General features: G+C 33.7%; 25 protein-coding genes. 20 read left to right on the top strand and 5 right to left on the bottom strand.

The window, feature by feature from the left end:
- Positions 1–48: 48 nt before the first annotated feature.
- On the top strand, positions 49–774 hold the full coding sequence (locus LV842_RS14250; protein ID WP_233112111.1) for an XAC2610-related protein: 726 nt from the start codon (positions 49–51) through the stop codon (positions 772–774).
- Here LV842_RS14250 and LV842_RS14245 read toward each other — a convergent pair.
- The gene (locus LV842_RS14245; RefSeq protein ID WP_233112110.1) at positions 771–1454 is read right to left on the bottom strand and encodes a CPBP family intramembrane glutamic endopeptidase; all 684 of its coding nucleotides are present in this window, start codon (positions 1452–1454) and stop codon (positions 771–773) included. The two genes, LV842_RS14250 and LV842_RS14245, sit on opposite strands and share 4 nt — an antisense overlap.
- Positions 1455–1722: 268 nt before the next feature.
- Between LV842_RS14245 and LV842_RS14240 the strand changes: the two genes are divergently transcribed.
- From LV842_RS14240 to LV842_RS14225, 4 genes are all read left to right on the top strand, one after another.
- On the top strand, positions 1723–2253 hold the full coding sequence (locus LV842_RS14240) for an SMI1/KNR4 family protein (RefSeq protein WP_233112109.1): 531 nt from the start codon (positions 1723–1725) through the stop codon (positions 2251–2253).
- A 13-nt stretch (positions 2254–2266) separates the two neighbouring features.
- Entirely contained in the window at positions 2267–2959 is a 693-nt protein-coding gene (locus LV842_RS14235; protein WP_233112108.1) for an SMUG2 DNA glycosylase family protein, read from the top strand.
- Positions 2960–2980: 21 nt separating this feature from the next.
- Positions 2981–3745 (top strand): methyltransferase domain-containing protein, encoded by a 765-nt coding sequence (locus tag LV842_RS14230; RefSeq protein WP_233112107.1) that lies wholly within the window; start codon positions 2981–2983, stop codon positions 3743–3745.
- A gap of 94 nt (positions 3746–3839) precedes the next feature.
- Positions 3840–4604 (top strand): enoyl-CoA hydratase/isomerase family protein, encoded by a 765-nt coding sequence (locus LV842_RS14225; RefSeq protein WP_233112106.1) that lies wholly within the window; start codon positions 3840–3842, stop codon positions 4602–4604.
- 66 nt (positions 4605–4670) lie between these two features.
- On the opposite strand, the gene LV842_RS14220 is transcribed toward LV842_RS14225, so the two are convergent.
- Positions 4671–6272 (bottom strand): class I SAM-dependent methyltransferase, encoded by a 1602-nt coding sequence (locus LV842_RS14220; protein WP_233112105.1) that lies wholly within the window; start codon positions 6270–6272, stop codon positions 4671–4673.
- Between the two features lie 129 nt (positions 6273–6401).
- Between LV842_RS14220 and LV842_RS14215 the strand changes: the two genes are divergently transcribed.
- The 9 genes from LV842_RS14215 (at position 6402) to LV842_RS14175 (ending at position 11566) form a co-directional block, all read left to right on the top strand.
- A complete protein-coding gene (locus LV842_RS14215) occupies positions 6402–7019 on the top strand; it encodes a hypothetical protein (protein WP_233112104.1) in 618 nt (205 codons plus the stop codon).
- Positions 7019–7657 carry a hypothetical protein gene (locus LV842_RS14210; RefSeq protein ID WP_233112103.1) on the top strand — a complete coding sequence of 213 codons (639 nt, stop codon included), beginning with the start codon at positions 7019–7021 and terminating at the stop codon, positions 7655–7657. The genes LV842_RS14215 and LV842_RS14210 overlap by 1 nt, the downstream gene beginning before the upstream one ends.
- 10 nt (positions 7658–7667) lie before the next feature.
- Positions 7668–7958, top strand: a complete 291-nt coding sequence (locus LV842_RS14205) for a winged helix-turn-helix domain-containing protein (protein WP_233112102.1) — start codon at positions 7668–7670, stop codon at positions 7956–7958.
- A 66-nt stretch (positions 7959–8024) separates the two neighbouring features.
- Positions 8025–8315: a hypothetical protein gene (locus LV842_RS14200; protein WP_233112101.1), complete on the top strand. Its 291-nt coding sequence runs from the start codon at positions 8025–8027 to the stop codon at positions 8313–8315.
- A 9-nt stretch (positions 8316–8324) separates the two neighbouring features.
- Positions 8325–8609 (top strand): hypothetical protein, encoded by a 285-nt coding sequence (locus LV842_RS14195; protein WP_233112100.1) that lies wholly within the window; start codon positions 8325–8327, stop codon positions 8607–8609.
- A gap of 11 nt (positions 8610–8620) precedes the next feature.
- Complete coding sequence (locus tag LV842_RS14190; RefSeq protein ID WP_233112099.1) at positions 8621–9106, top strand: ubiquinone biosynthesis protein COQ4; 486 nt, start codon at positions 8621–8623, stop codon at positions 9104–9106.
- Positions 9107–9130: 24 nt separating this feature from the next.
- Entirely contained in the window at positions 9131–10489 is a 1359-nt protein-coding gene (locus LV842_RS14185) for a DUF4153 domain-containing protein (protein WP_233112098.1), read from the top strand.
- A 3-nt stretch (positions 10490–10492) separates the two neighbouring features.
- Positions 10493–11011 (top strand): hypothetical protein, encoded by a 519-nt coding sequence (locus tag LV842_RS14180; protein WP_233112097.1) that lies wholly within the window; start codon positions 10493–10495, stop codon positions 11009–11011.
- Positions 11012–11053: 42 nt separating this feature from the next.
- Positions 11054–11566 (top strand): hypothetical protein, encoded by a 513-nt coding sequence (locus LV842_RS14175; RefSeq protein ID WP_233112096.1) that lies wholly within the window; start codon positions 11054–11056, stop codon positions 11564–11566.
- Between the two features lie 60 nt (positions 11567–11626).
- Here LV842_RS14175 and LV842_RS14170 read toward each other — a convergent pair whose 3' ends face one another.
- Genes LV842_RS14170 through LV842_RS14160 form a run of 3 tightly spaced genes read right to left on the bottom strand, consistent with a single transcriptional unit; the run spans position 11627 to position 13248 of the window.
- Positions 11627–12310 (bottom strand): FKBP-type peptidyl-prolyl cis-trans isomerase, encoded by a 684-nt coding sequence (locus LV842_RS14170; protein WP_233112095.1) that lies wholly within the window; start codon positions 12308–12310, stop codon positions 11627–11629.
- 31 nt (positions 12311–12341) lie between these two features.
- Positions 12342–12791, bottom strand: a complete 450-nt coding sequence (dtd, locus tag LV842_RS14165; protein WP_233112094.1) for a D-aminoacyl-tRNA deacylase — start codon at positions 12789–12791, stop codon at positions 12342–12344.
- A 1-nt stretch (position 12792) separates the two neighbouring features.
- Positions 12793–13248, bottom strand: a complete 456-nt coding sequence (locus tag LV842_RS14160) for a hypothetical protein (RefSeq protein ID WP_233112093.1) — start codon at positions 13246–13248, stop codon at positions 12793–12795.
- Between the two features lie 108 nt (positions 13249–13356).
- Between LV842_RS14160 and greA the strand changes: the two genes are divergently transcribed.
- The 6 genes from greA (at position 13357) to LV842_RS14130 (ending at position 19110) form a co-directional block, all read left to right on the top strand.
- Positions 13357–13827 carry a transcription elongation factor GreA gene (greA, locus tag LV842_RS14155; protein ID WP_233112092.1) on the top strand — a complete coding sequence of 157 codons (471 nt, stop codon included), beginning with the start codon at positions 13357–13359 and terminating at the stop codon, positions 13825–13827.
- A 21-nt stretch (positions 13828–13848) separates the two neighbouring features.
- Positions 13849–14238, top strand: coding sequence for an HIT family protein (locus LV842_RS14150; RefSeq protein ID WP_233112091.1), 390 nt, complete (start codon positions 13849–13851; stop codon positions 14236–14238).
- 63 nt (positions 14239–14301) lie between these two features.
- Positions 14302–15489 (top strand): ATP-dependent Clp protease ATP-binding subunit ClpX, encoded by a 1188-nt coding sequence (clpX, locus tag LV842_RS14145; protein WP_233112090.1) that lies wholly within the window; start codon positions 14302–14304, stop codon positions 15487–15489.
- Between the two features lie 79 nt (positions 15490–15568).
- On the top strand, positions 15569–17542 hold the full coding sequence (locus LV842_RS14140) for a T9SS type A sorting domain-containing protein (RefSeq protein WP_233112089.1): 1974 nt from the start codon (positions 15569–15571) through the stop codon (positions 17540–17542).
- A gap of 1 nt (position 17543) precedes the next feature.
- Entirely contained in the window at positions 17544–17765 is a 222-nt protein-coding gene (locus LV842_RS14135; RefSeq protein ID WP_233112088.1) for a signal peptidase, read from the top strand.
- Between the two features lie 61 nt (positions 17766–17826).
- On the top strand, positions 17827–19110 hold the full coding sequence (locus LV842_RS14130; protein ID WP_233112087.1) for a TlpA family protein disulfide reductase: 1284 nt from the start codon (positions 17827–17829) through the stop codon (positions 19108–19110).
- The last annotated feature ends 27 nt before the right edge of the window (positions 19111–19137 follow it).

The following is a 19137-nucleotide window of genomic DNA, read 5'->3' as shown; positions in this document are numbered from 1 at the left end:
ATTTCAAGTATGACAGGAAATACATAAATTCAGAAATATTCTTTAGTCATGAAATTTTTAAAAACTTCTATTAAAATTGTCTTTTGTTCTTTTTCACTTTTATTTGTTTTTTCCTGTTCTGGAAATCCTAAACCAGATAAAGAAGGCTATTTTTCTGAAGAGAAATTTGTTGATAGTCTAAATATCGGAGCAAAAGGGAAAACTAAAATCGAAATTGAGAAATATAGGCATACTGGCCATGGAGATGTATTTGTATCAATTAATTTTTATAAATCAAAAAAGAAGTGGGCGAAAGGTCAAAAAACAGATGTCGATTTCTGGTATCGTACAAACAGTTTTAAATTTGACAAAGACGGAGTTACTAGTTTAGATGTTCAAATCAGCGATTTCAACAATGATGGATTCAATGATGTAACTTATCAGAGTGGGGTCGCAGGAAGAGGAGGAAATATAGTGATGACATTATTTGTTTATGATCCAATCAATAAGAACTTTATTCACATCAGAAACTCAGAGGATTACCCAAATCTGAGTTATAATTCCAAATTAAACTGTATCAATTCTTTAATTTTAACTGGCTCTACTATAACTGCATTTATGAAAATCAAAAAAGATTCTCTAGACGAATTTGCAAGAGTAGATGTTTCCAATAAAATAGTGGTGGAAGAGAAAGACTCTACAGGCAAGTTTAAAATTATTGAAGAAAAACCATTCAAAGGAAATGATTATGATTTTTATAGAACTTTTACAAACTATAAGCCTTTAGAATATTAGCTGTTTTTACGGTTCTTAGACCTAAAATATCCATACATTAAAAGAGGTAAAGCGAATATCTGGAAAAGAAAAACAAACAATGAAGGAATCCCTTCAAGATGGCTCTCATTAGCTTTCATAAAAATTTGTTTGCCTAACGGACCGTTCGAGAATATCACAATATTAAATAAATTCCAGCCGAGATGGAGTCCTATAGGAAGATATAAGGATTTTGTTTTAGCAAAGGATACCGCCAACATCCATCCAAAAATAGAGGTCATCACAAAAATAATTCCCATCTGAAAAGGATTTCCAAAGGCATTATAAGAGAACCAGTGATAGACACCAAAGCAGATGGCGGAAAAAATGCAGGCTTTAGTTTTTCCCCATTTTTCAATAGCAAGATAAAGTAAAGCGCCTCTGAAAATTAACTCTTCAAACAAAACAGACTTTACAACCCACCAGAAACTCATTAATATTGCTGAGAATGTTAATTGTTTATTCAGTATCCAGTTGTTATTGATAAACGCTGTTGTCATGATATGGTAAAGACTGCAAATTGCCGCAGCCAAAAGAAATCCAATGCTCCACTGAATCAATCTTTTTAAGTTGGGTTTAAACCCTAAAACAGAAAGATCTTTTTTTATCGTGAATTTAAGGAGGAGCCATGAAATGATAAATTCAATAATGATTCCTATCATTGGTTAACAGTTTTTAATTGAATGAAAGTGCTATTTTGTTGAAAACGAATATAATAAAAAAATGGATACTTATGTAGAGTTGGAAATATAATCATTCACTTCCCTTTGGTAAATGATTCATTTAAATTGATAATTAATCAACTATTACCAAACAAATAAAAAATTGCTGTATTTGGGAATTCTAAACCTTTAGAATGTTAAAAAAAACGATTTTAATTCAAAATAAATATAGATATTTGATGAAGCTACTTTTAATAAATAAAATACTATGGAATTAAGGTTTTTCAAAGATTTTGACTTTGCAAATTTTTGGAGTGAGTGCAGCTATTCATCAAAAGATTATATCGAAGATTTTCCGAATGATGAAACAATTACTGCAATCGAAAGTGAATTGGGATATCAACTTCCCGGATCTTATATCGAATTGATGAAACTACAAAATGGTGGATTGGTGAATAAATCATGTTTTTCTATTACTGAAAGTGTTTCTTGGGCTGAAGATCACGTTGCCATTACCGGAATTATGGGGATTGGAAGAGTGAAATCACATGCAGTTTGCGGAGAACTTGGAAGTCAGTTTATGATGAAGGAATGGGGATACCCAGCTGATGGTATTTATATTTGCGATTGTCCTTCTGCAGGGCACGATATGATTTTACTTGATTATTCCTCTTGTGGTAAAGACGGAGAACCGGAAGTGGTGCACGTGGATCAGGAAAACAACTTTAAAAAAACATTTTTAGCAAAAGATTTTGAAACATTCATCCGAGGATTAAGGAATGAAGAAGAACTGGACTAATTAGTGCAATTCAATGAATAATAAAACTTTTGCAGATAAGGTCATTGAGTTTAATAAAAACTTACACTATTCTGGAAAATTACCGGAAGATTTTCAGGTGCTCAATCCATACTTGGATAACCCTGAAACAATGATTGTCATGCAAAAGTTTTATCATAAATATTATAACGACTCAAATAGAAGAAAATTTATTATTGGGATCAATCCAAGCCGTCACGGAGCAGGAGTTACAGGAGTTCCTTTTACAGATACCAAACGTCTGGAAAGTGTTTGCGGAATTAAAATGAAATCCGCGCACACCCATGAAGTTTCTTCGGTTTTTATGTATGATATGATTGCGGAATATGGAGGCGCAGAAGAATTTTATAAAAACATTTACATCAACTCTCCGTTTCCTTTGGCGATTGTAAGAAGATCGAAAAACAGTTGGTTGAATGCCAACTATTATGATGATAAAGCACTTTTTAATGATGTAAAAGATTTCATAATTGATGCTTTGCAGAAACATATCAGTTTAAATCTGGTTACCTCAGAAGTCTTTGTTTTAGGAAAGAAAAATGCCGATTTTATTTCAAAATTAAACCAGGAGGCTCATCTTTTCGAAAAAATGACCGTTTTGGAACATCCAAGATATATACAGCAATATAAATCAAAAGAAAAACAGCTCTATATTGATAAATACATTTTGGTCCTGAATAAAAATTAAGTCTATCTAATACAATTAAATATGCCTTGGAATCCTGAAGTTTACAATCAGTTTAAAAATATCCGTTACCAACCTTTTTTTGATTTGATGGAAAACATTTCTTCAGATGGTTTAAAAAAAGCCATTGATATTGGTTGCGGAACGGGAGAACAAACCAAGATTCTTTCAGAGAAATTTTCAGATGCTGTCTTTTTAGGAATTGATTCTTCTGAGGAAATGCTTGCCCAATCGGATGCATTTAATCATGAACGATTAAGTTTTCAGCAAAAAACAGTTGAGGAACTCTATGGTTCTACTGATCAATGGGATTTGATTTTCAGTAATGCAGCTTTACAATGGTCAGATAACCATGAGAAGCTATTTCCAAAGTTACTTTCTTTACTGAGTGAAAACGGACAGTTTGCAGTGCAAATGCCGGTTCAGTCAGAAAATATCCTTAATCAGATTCTGTTTCAGCTTGCTTCTGAAGAACCTTATAAAACCGATCTTCAACATTGGAACAGAGTTTCTCCGGTGCTAAGCGTGGATGAATATACAAAGATGATGTTTGAATATGGATTGAAAGACTTACAGGTTTCTATTAAAGTATACCCCATCATTGCTGAAGATGCTGAAAAACTCTTTCAGTTTATTTCCGGATCAGCATTGATTCCTTATCTGGAAAGATTAGATGAAAATGCTCAGGAAAAATTTATTGAAGAATATAAAAAACGGATTGCAAAAAAGTTTGACAGGTTTCCCGCTATCTATGCATTTAAAAGAATATTATTGTACGGGAGAAAATAAAAAAATAAGGTTTTAAAATCGTAAAATATCCGGTTTTAGTTTTCCTAAAAGCCCTTTATTTAGTATTTTTGTACAAATCCAATAGATACTAAAAATGAGTGATTTTGTAAGATCAGAAATTAAAAATAATATTGCCGAGATTACATTCGGAACCGCAAAAAGTAATGCTCTTCCGGGAGCTATTCTTGAAAAACTGGCTCAGACAATTCTTGACGAAGGAGCTAAAGCTGAAGTAAAAGCAATTCTTGTAAAAAGTGAGGGTGAAAAAGCGTTCTGCGCAGGAGCTAGTTTTGACGAATTACTGGCGATTGAAGAATTGGAAGCTTCTACCCGGTTTTTTGGAGGATTTGCCAAAGTGTTGAACGCGATGAGGAATTGCGGAAAAATTGTTGTGGTAAGAGTTCAGGGGAAAACAACCGGAGGTGGAGTAGGATTGGCTTGTGGAGCAGATTATTGCTTTGCTACAAAAGATTCGGCGTTGGCTTTAACGGAAATTAATCTTGGAATTGGTCCTTTCGTTATTGGTCCTTATGTAGAAAGAAAGATCGGGAAATCTCAATTTTCAGCGATGGCGATTGATGCAGACTTCAGATCTGCAGCATGGGCAGAACAGCACAATGTCTACCATTCGGTTTCTGAAACGATAGAAGAAATGGACGCTAAACTTGAGAAATTTTTAAATACATTGTCCTCAAGAAGTGAAGAAGCTTTGTCTTTAATTAAAAAAGTGTCTTGGGAAGGAACAGATCATTTTAATGAATTGATGCCTGCAAGAATTCATATGAGTGCAAGCCTTATTCTGGAAGATTCTGCAAAGAAAAATATTGAAGCAATCAAAGAAAGATTGAGAGTAAAATAATTTTTGACAATTTTGAAATAAAAAAGCGTTGCTAGACTTTCTAACAACGCTTTTTTTATTGAGATTTTAAGCTTTCAGCAAATTAATGGAAACGGTAGCCAGCTCAGAATTCGGGAATTTTCTAAAAAGTTCTTTGTCGATTTTTAAACCGGTTTCTTCGCAGATTTTTCTGAAAACATCAATTTCCAAAATATATTGATCTGAAAAACCATGAGTAGCTTCATAAGCGGTAGCAGCCGTTTTTCCCAGATTTTCACGGGTGAGTTTTGGAGCTAAAGAATGAAGTTCTATGATAAGAAGTCCATTCTTTTGAATGTAAGGAAGCCAAAGCTCAAGATGTTCTTTTAAACTTTCTTCTACCAATGCATTTGGAAGTCTTTCCCCTCGATATGCAAATGCTCCTGTTGAAGTACTTATTCTTTGAGGGTTTTTATTGTAGGGAGTTTGCCAAATTCTGTTATGGTCTAAAAATGTTCTGATATTGAGAAGTTCAGAAAGCTCAATTTCATAATTATCTTTTAAATCTTCTGCCAGTTTTTTCGGGTTCCCGATGTCACCCCAGATTACTTTAGCCCAAATATCATTATTAATCAGGTTGGCTCTTGTTACTTTCAATGCAGCCGGATTATAATCTGCACCTACCAGAAATAAAGGATATTCTTCAAGCATCTTTCCCCGTAACGTATATCTTTCTATGGTTTCAAAAATATGTTGGATGAAGGCTCCGTTTCCGCAACCCATATCCAAAACACCTTTGGGTTGTAAATGAATAGGCTGATTAAAAATCTGAATAATAAAATCATTGGCGACTTTAAAATAATTAGAATGAGCGCCTCCGCTTCCCCAAACGTTCATCGCTCTGTCTACGTGTATTTCATCTTCTCCTTCTTCAACATCTCTTATTTTACCGGCATTTCCGAATAAAAGTTCATCCATTTTATTCATGAGCGGTAGGTAAGAAACGGTAACTCCGTAAGAAGCGGCTCTTTTGGCAAAATAAATTCCTGTTTCTGTAAATTTATAGGTGTCTCCGGATTTTTTAAACCATTGTAAATGAGTAAGAAAGTCTAAAATAATTTCAAAATTCTCAGAGTTTTTATGAAATTCTGCTGCCTGAAAAGAGGTTTCCATAAAATACTTGTGAAACATTCCGGTCATTCCAAGATAGACAATCAAAGGCCCGATTACACAGCCTTCAATATGTTTTAAGATCTGTTCCTGAATATTTTTTTCTTCAGGATCTTCAGAAAAAGCAATCCCAAAATTATCTTTAATAGAATGGGTGAGTTTCCCAAATTCTTCGATAAACAAAGCATCTGTAACCTGATTTTTAATATCAACAGATTTTTTTTGAAACGAAATTACTTTGAGATAGAGCGGAGAATATTTTTGGAGAAATTGTGTATGGTTATTTTCTGAAATGATAACGTTGTCAGTGGTATTGTCGAGTTCATATTCTAAAAAGCCTTGTGAAGCCAAGCTACGTAAAGCAATATTTAGGTATCCTTCGTTGGCTTTATATATTTCGGTCAGTTCCGATAAGGAAATGCTTTTTTTATCGATGATATAGCTTAAGATTTCTTGCTTGATCAACGAAGCTACAATTGGAGCTGTAACAATCCCATCCAAGTGTCTGAAAATTAGCGAACGTAAAATTTCTTTATCCATAATTTTCAAGTGTTTGTTTTTCTAAAGTTAAGAATTAGTTTAAAGCTTAACGAAAATGGCGTGAAAATTTTAAAAAAATATTTTGATGTTTAAAATTTAATTATAACTTTGTATTTCAAAGTTCTTTATATGGAATCAAAAAACTATCACGAAGACTTATCACATATTCGTTCTATGATGGAACGATCTTCAAGATTTATTTCTCTGAGCGGATTGTCTGGAGTCTTTGCCGGATTGGCAGCTATTTTAGGGGCTATATATGTGTACTTTGCTTTTCAACGCGAAGGAATTGACTATTTTGCAGGACAACGAAATGTTTTCAAAGTCGGTTTGGTAAATGAGCTAATTATTACCGGAATTGTTATTCTTGCTGTAGCTCTTTTAAGTGGATACATTTTTACAGCCAATAAAAGTCGTAGAAAAGGATTGAAAATTTGGGATGCTACCACTAAGAGACTTTTGATTACCTTTGCGATCCCCTTAATTTCAGGAGGAATCTTTTGTTTAGGACTTTTGTATCATCATCTTTTTGTGTTCATCGCTCCGGCTACTCTTATTTTTTATGGATTGGCTTTAGTGAGTGCTGAACGATATACATTAACTGATGTTAAATATTTAGGATATTGCCAGATTGCATTAGGGTTATTTTCCCTTTTCTTTCTTGGATGGGGATTGGTGACATGGACGATTGGTTTCGGGGTACTTCATGTGGTGTATGGATTGATTATGCATAAGAAGTATAAGTAGTGAGCCACTTATTTGTTATATTAATTCATTTTGTTGCAATCTTTATTCTGAGCTTGATCATTGGGATTATAGCTGTTATTGTAACAAGTTTTATAGTTGACAAGCAAAAGAAAACACGCAAATTATTTTTTGCTTTTTGTGCACCATTTATAGGTCTTTATACTTTGTATATTTGCGCATTTATTGGTGGTACAATTATTTCGGAAATAAAAGATGTTGATATAGGAATTGGAGATGCATGGTATGTTCCCATAAAAGATAATTACGAGTTATTATTTATTGATATCCCGGATTATGGAGCTATTTCAAATAAGGAAACCGGAGAAACATATTTATCAGATATTTCTGAGATAGAGCAAAGAGGTGATTTAATTCTAGGTAAAAAGTCTTCCAATGAATATTTTTCATTTAATACTAAAAACGAGGAATTAAATGAGTTTGAAAATGAAAAAGTATTGATTTCTTCAAACGGAAATGAGAAGTTAAATTTTAAAAAAGTATATGATTTTTATTTAGAAAGAAAAAATGAAGCTATGGGGTATTGGCTTTATTTAATAGGAGCACTTTCTTTATTGTTTTCTTTTGGAAATCTCTGGATAGTACGTTATATAATGCTTTTCAGCTTTAGTAAAGATTAATTAAATTAAAATGATCAAAATAAATCAACTCAACAAAGAATTTGAAAGTCGTGTAAGATTGGGAATTATGTCTGTTCTTATGGTGAACGATTGGGTTGATTTCTCAGAAATGAAAAGCCTTTTGGAAATTACTGACGGTAATTTGGCAAGTCATAGCAGTGCATTGGAAAAGTCTAATTACATTGAAGTAAAAAAAGAGTTTGTGGGGAAAAAACCCAAAACGTCTTATCGTGTAACACAAGCCGGAAGATTGGCATTTACTGAACATTTAAATGCACTGGAAAAATTATTGGGTAGATAAGAGTCAATTTTTTTTGAATTTAAACTTTGTATTTCAAAGTGCTTTATAAATTAAAATAATGATATTATGAAAACACTAAAACAAACCAACATTCTGATTTTCGCTGTCCCTGCATTGCTTTTGGCCGCGGCTTTTTTCTGCAATCTTTTTGTGGAAGGATTTAACTGGTCTTTACCGGACTTTATCATTGCCGGACTTTTACTTTTTGGAACGGCATTCGTCATCAACCTTGTTGCCCATTCTCAAAAAACACTTCTGTTTAAATTAATCATTTGTGGAATCGTTCTTTTGGTGCTTCTTTTAATTTGGATAGAATTAGCGGTTGGGATTTTCGGAAGTCCGTTTGCCGGAAGCTAAAAGGAAGTGATGAGTGATAAAGATATTTTAAGTATTGGAAAATCAGTATTTGGATTTTCGTTTTTGGGAGGAAGTATTGTGTTCTTTAGCTTGTTTTCAGGATTAATGGTTGAATTTGTCGTTTTCAGCGGTTTGATTTTATGCTTCTTCATGTTAATTAATACAATTGTATTTTCTTTGATGATTTATGGATTTCTGGATCAATCTAAATTCGTGATTTGTCTCAAATCTGCTTCAATACTTTTGATCAATATTCCTGTAACATTTATTTATGGATGTCTAATTGATTACTAAAAATATAAACTATGAAAAAACTACGCGTCAAATTCTTACTCTTCGTTTATGATAAAACACAAAAACTCTATAGAACGTACTTTAAAAAGAAAAAAAGACAATGGCAGTTTAATGAAAACCAATTGCTGGAGTTTCATAAAGATTCTTTAGGGAGAAAGCTGGGTGAGTTTTATAAAAAGTATGGATTTTCAATGATTCCAAAAATGGAAAATCATGATGTCCATCATTTAATCACCGGTATCGGAACCCAGTTTGAAGAAGAAATCGCCATGCAATATCTCTTGTTGGGAAACGGAAAACTGAACGCTCATCTTTTGGCAGCAATTGTCTTGGGAACAATGATTCTCCCTGAATATTCTAGGATGTACATCAATGCATACAGAAAAGGACAAAGTATGAGAAAGTTTCATCATTTGAATTTCGAAGAACTGCTTTGGCAAAATTTTGAACATGTGAAGGATTTTATTCTGCAAAAAGAAAATCCTGTTTTGTATTAATTTAACTTTATTAAAATTTTCCTCATGAAAACTCATCACCTTATCATTCTTACCACCGTACTTTTTGTCGTACTTTTTTATGGTGAAACTCCTGGAATCAACCTCGGAATCCTCGGAATTGTATATGCAGTATTCACTTTTTTTAAGACCCCTAAAAAAAACAAAACACAAACTTTCTATATTTTATGGGCTGCTTCCATTCTGTCCAGTCTAGCATTTGCCTGGTATCGTGATTTTCCGTCACTCTTAGCAGTTGCTTCTTCACTTTTATTTTTGGGGCTAAAATCAAAAACAAGAAAGCTGAAATCCCTTTTTATTGTTCCTGTTTTTGTAACGAATATCTTTACTTTTTTTTGCAGGTTTTTCAGTTTCGAAAAATGGCTTCCTAAATTCAATACCTCAGGAATGCTGCAAAAGGCGATTGCTATTATTCTTATTCCGTCCATTTTTATTATTGTATTCTTCTGTATTTATACCTATGGAAGTGATCACTTTGCAACCCTTTTTGAAAATATTGAGTTTGATTTTAATTTTCTTGATTTTTTCGGACTTGCTATCCTGGGATTTTTCATTGCATTCAACTTCTGGAATTTTTCGGTGGAAAGATTTATTTATAAACAGAATCATTATTTAAACAATACTTTTTCTGCTCAGGAAAGATCTCAGAAAGCCACTTTTAGCTTTATGACTTTCGATTTGGAAAGAACAAGCGGAATCATGACATTTCTGGTATTAAATGTTATGCTTCTATTCTTTATTTTCACTTATAATTACGAGCAGTTTTATGAATTACCGAAAACGCCGTCTCAACTCTCCGATGAAACACACGAAAGGGTAATTGCTGTTATTTTCAGTATCATTATGGCCATTACAGTTATTATGTTTTATTTCAAAGGCGCTTTTAATTTTGATAAAAATGCCGGAATATTAAAAACGTTGGCTAAAATATGGGTCGTTCTTAATGCTGTTTTAGTATTTTCTGCGATGGCTAAAAATACAGAATATGTTCATAATTTAGGCTTAACGTATAAGAGATTGGGAGTGTATGCATTTTTACTATTGAGCATCATTGGTTTGGTTGTTACCTTCCTTAAAATTCAGAAGCAAAAAACAAATGCTTTTCTCTTCAATCAAATGCTATGGTATTTCTATGGAATGATTTTGGTTTGCAGTTATTTCAATTGGGGTGGAATGGCAACAAAATATAATATCCAAAACCGTAAAGGAAATTTCGAATTTCTGCACTCGCTGAATTATAATGATGAAGTGTTGGAGGATGCTTTTCCGAAAGAGATGAAAACAAAAATTAATGAAGACAGAGCGACAAGTGATAAAGCTACATTCCTTTCCAAGATTTTATATTACGAATCCATTAAAAAATAAGATATGAAAAAGCTGCTGTTCATTATTCCTATTGTTATATTGTCTTGTAAAAAAGAGACAAAAGATATCGAAATAAAAACTTTTGATTCTGTAACGGTACAACAGAAGTCTGAGAATACAACTGATTCGGTGGGGATGAAAGAAGATTCAAAAATCATGGATACTATAACTTCTGAAAATAAAACAACAACCGAGGAAAATGGCAGAGTTCTGGTGAAAACTGCAGACGGAAGTCACTTCCCAATTGTTTTGCAGGAAGAATTCACGAAAGAACATGATAAGCTTATTCTTAAAATTTTAAATTATTCAAAACCTCAGTTGAAAGCTAAAATTACCACCAAGCAAAATGATTTCAACATAAGATTCAACCAGATCAAACTTCCGGACGGAATGATGGATGGCCCTTTCGGAAGAGAAATTACTTACGATATCCCAACAAAAGGCGAAGTCTGGCTCATCATTGGGAAAAATAACATGGCAGACGGTAAAATTACCGGGATGTTTTCTGTGAACATAGAATAGATTTGGTATAGTTTATGCAAGTGAAACTTAAAATAAATTATTATGAAAAATATTTTTTCAGCAGCAATAATCGCTTCTACAGCTTTGGTGAGTTGTGGAACGGTACAGTCTATTGTTCAGAATACATTTCCATATACTGCAAATGTGTTGATTTCTACAGGAGTGCCTACCAATAAAGAAGTTTCTTCTACGGCAACGGCATCCAATGTTCAGACATGGTTCGGAGGAAATAATAATGCTAAAATAAAAGATGTAAGAATTTCTGATGCGAAAATATCAGTGGTGAGTCCTTCCGGAGGTAATCTTAGCGATTTTAAATCAGTAAAAGTATATGTTTCTTCAAGTGGAACCGGAGAAAAACTGGTGGCTTCAAGATCTGATATTTCGACGAGTTCATCAAGTATCAATTTAGACTTAAATGATACAGGATATCTAGATGAGGTGGTGAAAAGCTCAGGTCTTACCGTAAGAACCGTTTATGAATTGAGAAATCAGACAAGCTCTGATATGAACATCAAAGTAGCGCTTAATTTCAGCAGTATCCCTGCTCAATAATAAACTAAAAACCGCCTTTCAAAAATTTTGAAAGGCGGTTTTTTATTTTGATCGAAAATTTTATTTAAAATCTACCAATTCAATATCGAAAATAAGGGTTGCTCCCGGAGGAATGACTCCACCTGCTCCGCTGTCTCCGTATGCTAAATCTGAAGGAATATAGAATCTGTATTTTGCACCTTTTGTCATTAACTGAATTCCTTCTGTCCAACCTCTGATGACACCCGAAAGACTCAACTCCATTGGTTTTCCGCCATGACTGTCTGTGCTGTCAAAAATAGTTCCGTCCATCAGTTTTCCTGTATACATTACATTGGCTGTACTGGAAGCGGTAGGTTTTGTTTTTCCGTCTCCAGGTTTCAGAACTTCATATTGTAAACCACTTGCTGTAGTTGTTATTTTTTTATTCAATTTGTTTTTAGCTAAGAATTCTGATCCTTTCTTCTTGTTTTCTTCAGCTTTTACTTGTGCCTCAGCTTGTTTTTTTTCATTTTGCTTCTGCATAAAACCTTGTAAAAAAGTACCCATTTCTTCTTTTGGGAACAATTTCGTTTTATCCGAGAATTCATCTTTTAAAGCTTGAGCCATAAGATCAGGATCTACAGAAAATCCTTGTCTTTTCATATTTTGAGCAATATCAAGACCTATATAATAAGAAGCTTTTTGCTCATCAGTATAAGATTTTTGAGCGAAAGAAGCAGTAAATCCGGCAAAAATAGCTACAGTAGCTAACGTTTTTTTCATGTGTTGAGATAAATTATATTTTGTTGTAAAATTAAGCCTTCGTAACGGAATCCATCATAATGGTTACAGGTCCGTCGTTGATTAAGGATACTTTCATGTCTGCACCAAAAATTCCACTTTCAGTCTTTAATCCTGATTTTGAGATCTGGTCTTTAAAATAATCAAAAAGAGGGATGGCTTTATCCGGTTTTGCCGCTTTAATGAAAGAAGGGCGATTTCCTTTTTTATAATCCGCAATTAATGTAAATTGACTTATACAAAGAATTTCACCTTTTATATCCTGTACAGAAAGATTGAGTTTGTCATCTTCATCCCCAAAAATCCTAAGATTTAAGATTTTCTGAACCAGCCAGTCGGCATCAGTTTTCTCATCATTTTCATCAATTCCGATCAAAAGCATTAATCCTTTTCCGATTTCACCTACCATCTTTCCTTCTACTTTTACACTGGATTCAGAAACCCTCTGTATAACAACTTTCATATTAATAGTAAATAGTTAAAATATTTGATGAAGCATCGTAGTTATAAGCATAGGTTTTGGGAGGTAGTCCGGTCACCTGATTGGCGGGTTGTCCGCTAAGAAGAATCCATTTCGCATTATCTTTAGGACATATGATACTGATGTCATCTTTTACTTCAAGAGTCGTGTTGCTATCCGGACAAAGATGAGGTGCATTTCGATCGTAAACTTTGAAACCGTTGCCACCTGCATTAACAACAATCAGACCTCTTGTTCCGGACTGTTGTTCATCGATATATTTCCATCCACCAGTATTATTTAGTTCATAGTAAGCCGGAAGGTTTAAATTGAGTGTTACATTGATTGGGCTGCTTGGGAAGCAGCTAACTGTATCTTGAGTTCTTCCGCAAGAGTTTAGGTTTAAATTACTGAAAATCAGCAATATTGAAATAATTAAGATTGAAAAATTTTTTTTCATTTCAATTTAAATTTTTATATATTTGTAAAAATAAACGATTATTACACGAAAACATTGTCCGGCAAATGTCGGATTATTTTTTTATACTAAAACTAAATTTTGAAAATTATGGCAAGCTATGTTACAAAGGAGGGATTAGACAAAATGAAAGCTGAGCTAGAACAGTTGGAAACGATTGAAAGACCTAAAATTACCCAGCAGATTGCAGAAGCCAGAGATAAAGGAGATCTGTCAGAAAATGCTGAATATGATGCTGCTAAAGAAGCACAAGGTATGCTTGAAATGAGGATTTCTAAATTAAAAGACGTTATTTCTACTTCTAAAATTATAGATGAAAGCCAGTTAGATACTTCTAAAGTTTCAATTTTGACTACAGTGAAGCTTAAAAATAACGGCACAAAGCAAGAGCAGATATTTAAATTAGTTCCTGATAATGAAAGTGATCTTAAATCAGGAAAGATTTCTGTAAATACTCCTATTGCTAAAGGTCTTTTGGGTAAAGTAGTAGGAGAAACTGCTGAAATTACGTTGCCAAACGGAAACAAACTGTCTTTCGAAGTATTGGAAATCACTCTGTAAGAAACTAAATCCTTAGAAATAATGAGCACAATATTCACTAAAATAATTAACGGAGAAATACCGGCTTACAAAATTGCTGAAGATGAAAATTTTATTGCATTTTTAGATGCAATGCCTTTGGTAAAAGGGCATACTTTGGTAGTTCCGAAGAAAGAAGTTGATTTGATTTTTGATTTGGATAGTGAAGCGTATAAAAATCTTTGGGGATTTGCTCAGGAAGTGGCTAAGAAAGTGAAAAATGCAATTCCATGTATAAGAGTGGGTGTTGCTGTAGTAGGACTGGAAGTTCCCCATGCTCATATCCATTTGATTCCTTTAAATAAAATGGAAGACATGAACTTCAGAAATGAAAGACTGAAATTATCTGTAGAAGAATATACAGAGATTCAAAATTCAATTATTAATTCTTAACAAATAACAGAGATCGTAAAAAAGCAATTTTTTACGATTTTCTTTAATAATATTTTATATAAAATGAACTCAAATCAATGTTCATTCTGCGGCAGAAAAAGAAATGAAGTACAGATGCTGATTTCAGGGCAGAATGGTTTTATTTGTGAAAACTGTATTGAGCAGGCGCATTCAATTGTAAAAGACAGTAATTCTAAAACAGGATATTCTCCTGCTGAAAATATAGATGAACTGAAAAAACCGAAAGAGATTAAAAGCTTTTTAGATCATTATGTAATCGGGCAGGATCAGGCAAAAAAGCAGCTTTCGATAGCGGTTTATAATCATTACAAAAGACTACTTCATGCCAAAGATGAAAATAGAGAAGTAGAACTTGAGAAGTCGAACATCATCATGATTGGTGAAACCGGAACGGGGAAAACGTTGTTGGCGAAAACCATTGCACGTGAGTTGAATGTGCCGTTTTGTATTGTAGATGCAACCATTCTTACAGAAGCAGGTTATGTGGGAGAAGATGTGGAAAGTATTTTGTCAAGACTTCTAATGGTGGCGGATTATGATGTTGAGAAAGCAGAGAAAGGGATTGTTTTTATAGATGAGATTGATAAAATTGCGAGAAAATCTGATAATCCTAGTATTACAAGAGACGTTTCCGGAGAAGGAGTACAGCAAGGTTTATTGAAACTATTGGAAGGAAGCATTGTGAATGTTCCGCCACAAGGAGGAAGAAAGCATCCTGATCAAAAATATATTCAGGTAAACACTCAGAATATTTTGTTTATTGCGGGAGGAGCTTTTGACGGAATTAAGGAAATTATTGAGCGAAGAATGAATAAACAGGCTATTGGTTTCAGCTCAGAAAAAATCAATAAAGTTGATGAAAATGAATATGTGTTAAGAAATATTAATGCAATAGATTTGAGGTCTTTCGGTTTGATTCCCGAACTTTTGGGGAGATTTCCGATCATTACGTATCTGGAAAAACTTACACAAGAGACCATGGTGCGAATTATGAAAGAACCTAAAAATTCTATTGTAAACCAATTTGTTGAGCTTTTCAAAATGGATGGTATTCAGCTGACTTTTACTGATGGTGCGATCGAAAAGATTGTAGAAGAGACTATGGAAAAGGGATTAGGAGCAAGAGGACTTAGAGGGACAACCGAGAAAGTACTTGAGGACTATATGTTTGACATAGGAGAGCAAAACGAAATCATATTAACTGCTGATAATATTTTGGTAACTAAATGATTTTTATAGTTTTTTGTTAAAAAAAATTATATATTTGCATAGAGTATTTTATTATATTAACACATAAAAATAATATACAATGAAAAAAAATTTATTTACTATAGCACTTTTGGCCACGATGTGTTCTGTTCAGGCGCAGCTATTACACATCGATAATTCGGCAAATGTTTATGTAAGTCAAGGTACTTTGGTGTATAGTGGAGGTGGTGTACAAACGAAGGGGACTGGTGTAGTTGAGAACCACGGAAACTTTATGATCCAAGGAACAACAACTGATGTTTTCAGAAATTTAGATGCATCAGGTACTGAAATTACTACAGGAAATACAGGCGGATCTTTTATTAATAAATTGAATCAGCCTACAGCTTACGCTTCTGTTAATACCAATTCTTCTAGTGCAACTCCGGTTTATACTTATGGACAGCTATTCATTTCAGGTTTACCTCAAACTAAAATAACAGGGGTGGTTAATCAGGAATATAGAGCCGTTAAGCACGGAGATTATCAGCAAATGGGTATGCCTTTCTACGGAAAGACGATTGCTTCTTTAAACGCGAATAGCGGTGCTGAGCTAGGAAAGACCTTTACAACAACAAGAGGTTCTAAAAATGAAATCCTTTTTTGGGATAATACGAATGTGTATTTCCCAAATCTACCTTCCGGACTGAGTACTACGATGGGAGTTGATACCAATCCTTACGCTTATTATATTATGGGTGGAAACGGATTAGATGTGTCAGCGAATACTCGTACACTGGTTGGAAGACCTGTTTCTGATGCTAATATGACTGTTTCTTTAGCAAACGCAGGAGCAAGTGTAAATTTCGGAACAGGAGGAAGTAATTTAAATCCTTTAAACGAAAAGTATTATACTTATCTACAAGATGGTTTTAGTGCATCTGCTGGTCTTTGGACAGGAAACTTCGGTAAAAATATTTATCAGTTTGGTAACCCGTTCATGACGAACTTAGATTTAAGCAATCTTGGTGTTAATCAAGTTAACTCAGATGGTAACTTTTTAAGTAACATTTACGGAGTTAGATTAGAATATCAAGGAGTACAATATTCAACCGGAGGTGGTGGTGGAGCTTCTGCTTATAAATTCATTACATTTGGTGGAGGATCTTTAGCCGGAGATGTTGACTATGCTATGATTAGACCTTACGGAACATTTGTTGTTAAATTGAATGACAATGTTACGCAGCCTAATTTAAACTTGGCCAACCTTCGTAGATTTAACTACTATTCTAGAAACGCTGCTACAACTCCATATTCTGTAAGTGCCAATAAAAATGGTGCAAGCGGTACTTTGAAACAATTAGGAGTAATTGGTTTAGATGCTAACGGAAAAGAAGTAGCAAGAACATATTATATTGTATCTCCAACTACTGTTTCTGGACATTCATCTACTGTTAAAGCACAGGTAATTACATCAAGTAGCTCTTTAGGAACTTTTGAGGAAGATCCTGTAAACGGAGGTTACGACATGAATAATGTTAATTACTGGATGTATATTAACGAAGCGAATGAAGTTAATTTTAAAGGAAAGAATATCAAATTGGTAAATTACGATCCAAGTATTGTTTCTTATAAATTTGAGATAAGAGAAAATGCAGCTTTAGTTGCAAACGGAACTCATATTCTTTCTGCAGGTGAAGGGTTCTATTATAAAAAATCTACTGACGCCAATGTAACGGCAGCTTCACAAGGAGCAACAGTTACAGCAAACGGTGCTGCAAATGGAGTAGAGTACGACTTATATTATGGGGTTCCTAACTCTGGAACTTTAGCCACTTCAGAAACGAATAAGTCTGCAAAAACAATGGTTATTTATAATCCTGATAATGACGGATATTTCGTAAGATTTGACGGTTCTTGGAAAACAGCAGATATAAACGTGTTTGATATGAGCGGTAAATTAGTTTTCTCTCAAAAAGGAGTAAACGCGAAAAAAGACTATGATTTGAGTTTAGATAAGAAACTTAATGTAGGCTATGTTGTTAACGTTGTGTCTGAAAAAGGAGAAAGAGTAACCTCAAAAATTGTAAGATAATATGAAAAAGATTTATTTAAAAATAGTATTCCCATTATGTCTGCTAATGCATACAATTTTTTACGCGCAGGCACCATCAAATCCAACTCCTCCGGGAGGGGTAGGTGGAGGTACTCCGGGAGCTCAGGCTTCGCCTATTGATATGTATGTTTATGTGCTAGGAATTGTAGCAATGTTACTTATCGTATTCTTTACAAAAAAATACAAAAGTCAAAAAATATAAAATTTTATTAAAATAATAGTAAACTCTCTGATTAGTCGGGGAGTTTTTTTATTTTTACGATATGAAAAAGATACTTTTATTGTCTGGGATGATGGCAGGGTTGTCTATCCACGCTCAGTTTTCAATCACGATTCAAGGACCGGAAGGATTCAAAGAGCAAGATGCTATTTTATATACACTTAATGGATCTAAAGATATAATTGTCACCAAAGAACAGAAAAAGAATAATGTATGGACATTCAAGTATCCCAAAGCTTATTCCGGGATGATGAAGGCGTATTTTCCTACTACGAATAATACGGTTACTTTTATTTCGGAGAACAAGAATGTGAATATCAAGCTTGATGCAGATGGCAGTAAAGTAAAAGATATCATTTATCTTGATGAAGCCAATGCTTTAATGAGCAGTATTCAGGAATCATCTCAAAAGAAAGAAGTAATACTTCCTGCACTCTCACAAATAAAAGAATATTATAAAGACAATACGGAGTTTGGAAAAGCTTTAAAAGCGGAAATAGGTAGGCTGTCTGGAAATGATGTTTCGGACGCTTCTAAATTTCCTTTTGTAAATTATTATAATTCGAATTATAACAAATATTTATCTGCTGAAAATACCAAAAAGCTTTCTCAGGATGATATCATTAACTTTATTGATAAGTCAAATGATATGCTGGAAACTTCTTCTTTGCTGAGACCATTATTGGTGGCTTATTTGAACAATGGCGGAAATACTAATGTTGCAGCTTCTGTAGATAAATTATTAGATCGTTTAAAGGTAGAAACTCCCCGCGGACAAACTGTATTGTCAGAGCTTATTGATATTTTTGATGTCTATGATATGGCAGAGTATAAAAATAAGTATTTAGGGCTTGCAAAGAACCTTAAATGTACCATTACCGATCGTTTGGCATCTACCTTAAAGTCTAATGCCAATGTAGAATTAGGAGCGGTTTTCCCTAACTATAAGTTTCAGTCTGTTGTTAATACAGATGCAAAGTCTATTCATGATGTAAAAGCAGATAAAAAGGTTATTGTTTTCTGGTCGTCTACTTGTTCACACTGTGAAACTGAACTTCCGCAGCTGCTGGCAAAATACAAAGAATTACAAACTAAAAAGGTTCAGATTATAGGATTGTCTTTGGATACTGATAAAAGCTCATATACAAGTAAAATTGCAGCATTTCCTTGGATTAATGATTCGGAATTGAGAGGATGGAACAGTTCGTACTCGGAAACGTACAATGTACATGCTACACCGACGTATTTTATTTTAGATGCTAACAATAAGATTATCAGTAAGCCAGAGCACGTGGGAGATGTTTTAGAATATTTTAATGCAAAATAATTTTGGAGGGAAAGAAATAATTTATAT

It is taken from the genome of Chryseobacterium gwangjuense, from assembly GCF_021311115.1.
GTDB classification, from domain to species: domain Bacteria; phylum Bacteroidota; class Bacteroidia; order Flavobacteriales; family Weeksellaceae; genus Chryseobacterium; species Chryseobacterium gwangjuense.
This window is presented reverse-complemented; position numbering and strand designations above follow the sequence as displayed.